The 7,917-nt window shown below is 59.8% G+C and carries 3 protein-coding genes and 2 pseudogenes; all 5 read left to right on the top strand.

The window, feature by feature from the left end:
* Positions 1 to 154 precede the first annotated feature (154 nt).
* Positions 155 to 535 (top strand): annotated as a pseudogene (locus BYZ73_RS20280) (plasmid pRiA4b ORF-3 family protein); the annotation flags it as partial.
* A gap of 148 nt (positions 536 to 683) precedes the next feature.
* Positions 684 to 3,080, top strand: coding sequence for a type I restriction-modification system subunit M (locus BYZ73_RS20275; protein ID WP_112317453.1), 2,397 nt, complete (start codon positions 684 to 686; stop codon positions 3,078 to 3,080).
* Positions 3,077 to 4,396, top strand: coding sequence for a restriction endonuclease subunit S (locus BYZ73_RS20270; protein WP_112317452.1), 1,320 nt, complete (start codon positions 3,077 to 3,079; stop codon positions 4,394 to 4,396). The genes BYZ73_RS20275 and BYZ73_RS20270 overlap by 4 nt, the downstream gene beginning before the upstream one ends.
* A gap of 53 nt (positions 4,397 to 4,449) precedes the next feature.
* Positions 4,450 to 7,470: a type I restriction endonuclease subunit R gene (locus BYZ73_RS20265; RefSeq protein WP_112317451.1), complete on the top strand. Its 3,021-nt coding sequence runs from the start codon at positions 4,450 to 4,452 to the stop codon at positions 7,468 to 7,470.
* Positions 7,471 to 7,780: 310 nt separating this feature from the next.
* Positions 7,781 to 7,917, top strand: a pseudogene (locus tag BYZ73_RS20260) (IS5/IS1182 family transposase); the annotation flags it as partial.

Raw genomic sequence — 7,917 nt, 5'->3', positions numbered from 1 at the left:
AGATTAGCCGAAAACTCCAGCTTCAAACGGTCCAGTTTTCAGGGAACAGAGCACACAACCCCAAGGACTCTCGTTATGAACTAGGGACGACCGGGGGGCAGGTCAGGAACCCAGTCCGGAGGATGCGGCATGAGGCCACAGGGTCTACCATGCCAAGAACATGTGCCTGGAGACTTTGGTAGGGCGCGGCGTAGCAGAGTTCGAATACACCTACGATTTCGGTGACAACTGGCAGCATCGCGTCGTCATCGAACATGTCGGAGTCGCGTATCCAGACGTCGACTATTCCCTCTATTTAGATGGCGAGCGCGCCGCGCCGCCGGAAGACGTCGGTGACCCGCCCGGTTTCTTCGATTTCATAGAAGCCATGGCCAATAGCCGTCACCCGGCGCACAAGGACATGATCCGTTGGTACGGGCGCCCCTTCAATCCAAGGGACTTCGGTGAGTCAGCAGTTGCCACGACCGTCCGCGACATCGCGGCCAAGAGGAAAGTGGCGATGCTGGCGTTCGAGCGGAGTCGCCAGACGAGATAGGGTGAGCGCGCCAGCGGCATTCACCGCATTCGTCATGCTCTGCCAAATAGCCAGAACGGGCCCGACCTTGGTTCATTGCAGGGCCAAGGTCCTGAGGGTAGTGATTTCGAAAAGCGATTGCGGTCGCATGTGATTTTTGAGGCCCCCATTGAACCAGACGTCCCACAACAGCCTTGTCTCCTTCATCTGGCGCATCGCCGACGACTGCCTGCGCGACGTCTATGTGCGCGGCAAATACCGCGATGTCATCCTGCCGATGGTCGTCCTGCGCCGCCTCGACACGCTGCTTGAGCCGACCAAGGACAAAGTTCTGGAAGAAGTCAGGTATCAGAAGCAAGAGGACCCAGGCGCGACAGAGCTGGACGATGAGCCGCTCAAGGCTGCCTCGGGCTACGTGTTCTTCAACACCAGCCAATGGACCCTCAAGAAGCTACACGGCACCGCCACCAACAACCAGCAGATCCTGCTTGCCAACATCGAGGACTACCTCGACGGCTTCTCCGACAACGTCAAAGAGATCATCGGCCGCTTCAAGCTGTTCGAACAGATGCGCCATATGGCCGAGAAGCAGGTCCTCCTCGACGTCATCGAGAAATTCGTCTCCCCCTGGATCAACCTGACCCCGCACGACATCGAAGACCCGGAGGGCAACACGCTGCCCGGCCTGTCGAACCTCGGCATGGGCTACGTCTTCGAGGAGCTGATCCGCAAGTTCAACGAAGAGAACAACGAGGAAGCCGGGGAACACTTCACCCCGCGCGAGGTGATCCACCTCATGACGCACCTCGTCTTCGACCCGATCAAGGACCGGCTCCCCCCGGTCATCACGATCTACGACCCCGCCTGTGGGTCGGGCGGCATGCTGACCGAGGCACAGAATTACATCAAGGACCCGGGCGGTCCGATCCGGACCAACGCTGACGTCTATCTCTACGGCAAGGAGATCAACGACGAGACCTACGCGATCTGCAAGTCGGACATGATGATCAAGGGCAATGACCCCGCAAACATCCGCGTGGGTTCGACCCTGTCGACCGACGAGTTCTCGGCCAACCGCTTCGACTTCATGCTCTCCAATCCGCCCTACGGCAAAAGCTGGAACAGCGAAGTCAAATACATCAAGGACGGCAAGGACGTCATCGACCCCCGCTTCCAGGTAGAGCTTGCCGACTACTGGGGCAAGGTCGAGACCATGGACGCCACGCCGCGCTCATCGGACGGGCAGCTGCTCTTCCTGATGGAGATGGTCAGCAAGATGAAGTCCACGAGCGCCAGCCCGCTCGGGTCGCGCATCGCGTCTGTCCACAATGGCTCCAGCCTGTTCACCGGCGATGCGGGCAGCGGGGAATCGAACATCCGCCGCTTCATCATCGAGAACGACTGGCTCGACACCATCATCCAGCTGCCCAACAACCTGTTCTACAACACCGGCATCACCACCTACATCTGGCTCCTGTCCAACGCCAAGCCCGAGGCACGGCGCGGGCGGGTCCAGCTGATCGACGCCAACCTGCTGTTCCGCAAGCTGCGCAAGAACCTCGGCGACAAGAACTGCGAGTTCTCGGACGAGCACATTCAGCAGATCACCGACGCCTTCCTCGCCTTCGCCCCCATCGAGCGCGAGATGGACGCCAACAATGATCCCACCGGCATCGCCGTGCAGGTCTTCGACAATGCGGACTTCGGCTACCACAAGGTCACCATCGAACGCCCGGACCGCCGCCGCGCGGGTTTCAGCGCCGAACGCCTCGCGCCCCTGCGTTTTGACAAGTCGCTGCGCGAGCCGATGGAATGGCTCTATGGCGAACACGGCGATCAGGTCTATCAGCCGGGCTTCCTCAAGGAGCAGACCAAGGCAATCATGGCCTGGTGCGAGGAAGCGGGGCTAACCCTGAACGCCAAGGCGAAGGCCAAGCTGCTCGACACCAAATACTGGGTGAAGCTGCGCGACCTGCTGGCCACGGCGACCCGGATCATGGGCGATGTGGGCACGGAGGAGACCGACGATTTCAACGCCTTCCGCAAGGCGGTCAACGCCGCGATCAAGGCGCGCAAGATCAAGCTGGGCGTGACCGAGAAGAACGCCATCCTGAACGCCGTCAGCTGGTACGACGAGACAGCCCAGAAGGTCATCGCCAAGAAGCACAAGCTGACCAGCGCGGAGGTCGCGGACCTGACCACGCATCTGGGCTGTGCGGCGGAGGATCTGGCCGATTTCGGCTGGTACCGGCAGACGGACGGCAGCTACCTGACCTACGAGAGCACCGCTGACCTGCGCGATGCGGAAAGCGTGCCGCTGAAGGACGACATCCACCGCTATTTCCTGGCGGAGGTGAAGCCGCATGTCGACGAAGCCTGGATCAACCTCGACTCCGTGAAGATCGGTTACGAGATCAGCTTCAACAAGTATTTCTACCGCCACAAGCCGCTGCGCAGCCTTGAGGAGGTGACGCAGGACATCCTGGCCCTGGAAGAAAAGGCCGACGGGCTGATCGCCGACATCCTCGGTGTCGAGGTCGCGACCAAGCTGGAGCCCGCGGAATGACCATCGCGGCATATCCGAAGTATGAGAGCTACCGTGACACCGGCAGCGACTGGATCGAAGACCTACCTTCTCACTGGGAGGTTCAGCCGGTACGCGCGAACTTCGCCTTCCGAAACGAGAAGAATGACCCCGTCATCACGGAAGAAGTGCTGTCATTGTCGATTGCTCATGGTGTGACACTCTACAGCGAAGAAGGACGAGGCGGGAACAAGCGTAAAGACGAACTCACCGCGTATAAAATCGCGCGTCCCGACGACATCGTCCTGAACAGCATGAATGTTATCGTTGGGGCCGTTGGACGGTCGAAATATTTTGGCGCGATCAGCCCAGTCTACTACGCGATGTATGCCACGCGGCAAGAAGTGAACGTCGATTACTACGAGCGAGTGTTTTCAAACTCCGCGTTCCAGAAAGGCCTGCTTCGCCACGGGAAAGGCATTTTGATGAAGCTGAGTGGCACCGGTCAGCTCAATACCATCAGGATGAAGATATCCCAAGGTGATCTGAAGAATGTCCTGCTTCCCGCGCCGCCTCCCGAGGAGCAGGCGGCAATCGTCGCGTTTCTGGATGGGAAATGCGCGACGATTGACGAGGCGGTGCGGATCAAGGAGGCGCAGATCAGGCTACTGGCCGAGCGCAGGCAGATCCTGATCCAGCAGGCCGTCACCCGCGGCCTGAACCCCGCCGCCCCCATGAAGGACAGCGGCATCGACTGGATCGGCCAGATCCCCGCGCATTGGGGCATTCACCGCTTCAAATATTTGTTCGAGCAGAGTCGTTTGCCCGTTCGCCCCGGCGATGAAGTCGTGACCTCTTTCCGCGACGGGCAAGTCACGCTCCGTTCCAACCGCCGCCTCGAAGGTTTCACCGAGGCAATCATCGAAGGCGGTTATCAAGGTATTCGAGTTGGTCAGCTTGTGCTGAACTCAATGGACGCTTTCGAAGGGGCTATTGGCGTCTCGGATTCCGATGGAAAATGCACCCCTGAATACGTTATCTGCGACCCAATCCAAGATGGGCTTTCCCAGCAATACTTTGCCTACCTTCTGCGCGAGATGGCGCTGGCACGGTACATTCAGGTGATCTGTAATGCGGTGCGCCAGCGCGCCGTCCGCATTCGTTTCAATAACCTCGCGCATCGCTTCGTGGTCGTCCCACCAGCAGATGAACAAAAGCATATCGTCGAATTCGTCGAAGCGACAAAGAAGCGGATTGGCGATGCCATTACCCTCAAGGAATCCCAGATCACCGCATTGCGGGAATACAAGACGAGCTTGATCAACGCAGCGGTGACTGGAAAGATCAAGGTAGTGTAAGCGCCCGGCCCCGGGACGGGGCCCCGGGTGCCAGGACGTGAAGTGAGAGTCCCATGAATGTCGCGGTCAGCAACACCAAGGAAATCGCCCTCGAACAGGCCATTGAACGACGGCTCTGCGGCGCGAGCTCCGAAGAGCTGGCCGCCGGGGCCGCTGCCGAGACCGGCCCTTTCCGCATCGGCCAACCCTCGGACTTCGACGCGTCCCTCGCGCTCGACCGCGCCAAGTTCTGGGAGTTCCTCGAAACCACTCAGTCCAGGGACCTCGACAAGCTCAAGCAACACAACCCTGCCGACTGGCAGGCCAAGATCACCGGCCAGATCGACAAGCTGATCAAGTCCAAGGGCCTGCTGCACGTCCTGAAGAAGGGCCTGCCCGTCGACAACGCGCGTTTCACCCTGATGTACCCCGCCCCGCTGGCGAGTTCGGCGCAGAAGGTCCACGACAACTTCGCCGCCAATATCTGGAGCGTGACCCGGCAGGTCCACCACAGCACCGCCAACCCGAATGAATCGGTGGACATGGTGCTGTTCCTCAACGGGCTGCCGCTGGTGACGCTGGAGCTGAAGAACGCCTGGACCCACCAGACCGCCCGCTACCACGGCCAGAAGCAGTACCGCGAGCGTGATGCCAAGCAGACCCTAATGACCTTCGGCCGCGTGCTGGTCCATATGACCGCCGACACCGACGAGGTGTGGATGGCGACGAAGCTGGACGGGGCGAAGACCTTCTTCCTGCCGTTCAACAAGGGCCACAACGAGGGCGCGGGCAACCCACCGAACCCCAATGGCCACAAGACGGCCTACCTGTGGGAAGAGGTGCTGCAACCGGCAAGCCTTGCCGGGATCATCCAGCACTTCGTTCTGCTGGAGGGCAAGAAGACTGACCCGCTGCCGAAAAAGACGCTGATCTTCCCGCGCTACCACCAGCTGAACGTGGTCCGGCAGCTGCTGTCCCACGCCGCTGAGACGGGCGTGGGGCACAGCTACCTGATCCAGCACTCTGCCGGTTCGGGGAAGTCCAACAGCATCACCTGGACCGCCTACCAGCTGATCGAGACCTACCCGGCGGAACTGGGCCTGCCGGGCGCCAAGGCGCTGGACGCCCCGCTGTTCGACAGCGTGATTGTGGTGACCGACCGCCGCCTGCTGGACAAGCAGCTGCGCGACAACATCAAGGACTTCTCCGAGGTCAAGAATATCGTGGCCCCGGCGCTGAAGTCGTCGGACCTGAAGGCAGCGCTGGAGAACGGCAAGAAGATCATCATCACGACGATCCAGAAGTTCCCCTTCATCATCGACGGTATCGAGGACCTGGGCGACAAGCGTTTCGCAGTGATCATCGACGAGGCGCACAGCGGTCAGAGCGGCATCGCCAGTGACAAGATGAACCAGGCAATGGGCGGCGACCCGGACGAAGACGACACGCAGGACAAGGTCGTGGCAGCCATGCAGGCCCGCAAGATGCGCGGCAACGCCTCCTACTTTGCCTTCACTGCGACGCCGAAGCCGATCACCCTGGAGAAGTTCGGCGAGAAGCAGCCTGACGGCCGCTTCCGGCCCTTCCATCTGTACAGCATGAAGCAGGCGATCGAGGAGGGCTTCATCCTCGACGTGCTGGCGAATTACACGACCTACAAGGGCTACTACGAGATCCAGAAGTCCATCGAGGACAATCCCCTGTTCGACACCTCCAAGGCGCAGAAGAAGCTGCGCGCCTATGTCGAGCGGAGCCAGCAGACGATCAACACCAAGGCCGAGATCATGGTCGATGACTTCATCGACAATGTGGTCAACCCGAAGAAGCTGCGTGGCAAGGGCAAGGGGATGATCGTCACGCAGAACATCGAGATGGCGATCCGGTACTACAAGGCCGTCCAGGCGGAGCTTGCCAAGCGCGGCAACCCGTTCAAGGCGCTGATCGCCTTTTCCGGCGAGAAGGATGTCGATGGGGTCAAGTACACCGAGGCCGACATGAACGGGGTGGCGGAGGACAAGACCCGTAGCGAATTTGACAAAGACGAGTATCGGCTGCTCATCGTCGCGAACAAGTACCTGACCGGTTTCGATCAGCCGAAGCTCTGCGCGATGTACGTCGACAAGAAGCTGCAATCAGTGCTGGCGGTTCAGGCCTTGTCCCGGTTGAACCGGTCCTCGCCGAAGCTGGGCAAGCGGACCGAGGACCTGTTCGTTCTCGACTTCTTCAACTCGACCGAGGACATCAAGGCGGCCTTCGACCCGTTCTTCACGGTGACCACACTGTCCGAGGCGACGGACGTCAACGTCCTGCACGAACTGAAGGCATCCCTGGACGATGTTGGCGTGTACGAATGGTCCGAGGTCGAGGAATTCTGCACGCGGTTCTTCGACGGCGAGGATGCCGAGAAGCTGAGCCCGCTCATCGATGTTGCTGCTGAGCGCTTCAACACCAGCCTGGAGCTGGATGACCCCGAAAAGATCGACTTCAAGATCAAGGCCAAGCAATTCGTCAAGATCTACGGCCAGATGGCCGCGATCATGCCGTTCGAGGTTCTGGCCTGGGAGAAACTGTTCTGGTTCCTGAAGTTCCTGGTGCCGAAGCTGAACATTCAGGACCCCAACCAGGATGCCCTGGATGAGCTTCTCGAGGCCGTTGACCTGTCGTCGTACGGGCTGGAGAGGACCAAGCTGAACCATGCCATCGACCTGGACAGTTCGGAAGCAGAACTGGAGCCGCAGAACCCCAATCCCCGCGGCTACCGCGAAGGAGAGGTGCAGGAAGACCCGCTCGGAGAGATCATCCGCAGCTTCAACGAGCGTTGGTTCCAAGGCTGGGGAGCCACACCAGAGGAACAGCGGATCAAGTTCCTGAACATTGTGGAGAGTGTTCAGGCTCATCCAGACTTCGAGGAGAAGTTCGATGGAAACCCTGATCCATACAGTCGCGACCTGGCGTTCGACAAAATCATGAAGGAAGTCATGCTGAAACGCCGAAAAGAGGAATTGGAACTCTACAAGCTTCATAACCAGGACGAGGCGTTCAGGTCGTCGCTTTATCAGAGTGTCAAGGAAGCGCTCGGGAAGAGCTTGGGCTGATTGGCAGCGGTAAACAAAGTGGCCAGGGCCGCGCCGCAGCACCCCGCAATTTAACGTGGTTGCCTGCGCGCAGGTCATCCCTGAATTTATAGACTGAAAATAATCGTTGCCTATAAATCAACTGCGCCAGACACGCTTTATTCCGCGCTGAGACGAAAGGAAGGCGGACGATTCGCGCGGGCTCTTCGAGCACTATGTCCAACCCATTCAGCGCGTGAGAAAAGGTCACAGCTCCCCCTGGCCAGCAGCCGGCGTTGTTGCGCAAATCCAGGGGATTCATCTCGTGAATCCAGCATGCTAGCCGGGCAGCATGAGCAGACCTCCGAAGCCGATCTACAAGACGATCAACTGGCAAGCGTATAATCAGGCGCTGAGGCAGCGCGGCTCGCTGGCCGTCTGGTTCGATCCCGAGATGCAGTGGGACGCGGTCCCTTCCGGACGGCGCGG

This window comes from Rhodovulum viride, assembly GCF_003265965.1.
Taxonomy (GTDB): domain Bacteria; phylum Pseudomonadota; class Alphaproteobacteria; order Rhodobacterales; family Rhodobacteraceae; genus Rhodovulum; species Rhodovulum kholense.
This window is presented reverse-complemented; position numbering and strand designations above follow the sequence as displayed.